Here is an 854-nt window from a genome sequence, read left to right as displayed (position 1 = left end):
CTTCTATACATAGCTTGCTTTATTTTAGCATATTTTTTAAGTGAAAAGGAGGGAGAAGGTTGTCTGTCTTTTTGATTGTATTATCCTGCATCACCCTTGCCTTCGCTTCAGGCGCTGTTTACTATATCAAACTTCTCAGCCAGGCTGCTTCTTATCCGCCCAAGAGGGTTATCCGGCAGAAAGCGCTTGTTTGTTCAACCGGAACCGCCTTTACACTATGTCTTATCTTTTTCACAAAACTCCTCGCTTAAAACATGCTGACATGCTGCGGGCGCTCTGTTTCAAAAAAACCTCTCCCGGAAGCGGAAGAGGTTTTGTGTGACAATTATTTAGCAGCTTCCATAAAGCTTGAACGCCTTAAAATGGTTTGCACAATCGGATAAATAATGATCATTGAGATTGTATTCAGCACAGCAGCCGGCAGAACAACAGCCGCGAACAATGCGGCGAAACCGCCCGGCAAACCGACGATCAATAAAGCTGACGATAGAAACACAATTCCTGATAAGATGGTCCCGATCACTGTCAGCACAGCGGCTGCACCTGTTTTTCGGCTCTTTCTGAACAAGAGAAACAGGGAGAAGAACAGAAACGCTGATACGGGTTTATCAATGATGTTAGGGATCTGTCCGGCTGGAAACGCGGTTGTAAGCGCGGAAATGATTCCGGTCACAATCCCGATGACGAGTACATTTTGCACCCGCGGGAACAGCAGAATGCCCATGAACATCATGATCAGCATCATATCTGGTTTCATGCCGCCTAAAAAGGGCGGAATAATGGAATGAAGCGCTGCGCCGATTGCGGCAAACAGAGCCATAATGACTAACTCTTTTGTTTTCATAACTATGCTC

2 protein-coding genes are annotated in these 854 nt (G+C 45.7%); one reads left to right on the top strand and one right to left on the bottom strand.

Annotation, left to right across the window (positions count from 1 at the left end):
- Window positions 1-59: 59 nt before the first annotated feature.
- Entirely contained in the window at window positions 60-251 is a 192-nt protein-coding gene (locus ACWHAR_RS25065; RefSeq protein ID WP_003233238.1) for a hypothetical protein, read from the top strand.
- Window positions 252-325: 74 nt separating this feature from the next.
- Here ACWHAR_RS25065 and trpP read toward each other — a convergent pair whose 3' ends face one another.
- Window positions 326-844: a tryptophan transporter TrpP gene (trpP, locus tag ACWHAR_RS25060; RefSeq protein WP_003233236.1), complete on the bottom strand. Its 519-nt coding sequence runs from the start codon at window positions 842-844 to the stop codon at window positions 326-328.
- Window positions 845-854: the final 10 nt, after the last annotated feature.

The organism is Bacillus sp. LR--39, assembly GCF_053613335.1.
The sequence above is the reverse complement of the archived record's forward strand: the minus strand, read 5'-3'. Positions and strand labels throughout refer to the sequence as shown.

Coding starts and splice junctions, on each gene's coding strand:
- trpP (WP_003233236.1), bottom strand. CDS start 844: ATGAAAACAAAAGAGTTAGTCATTATGGCTCTGTTTGCCGCAATCGGC.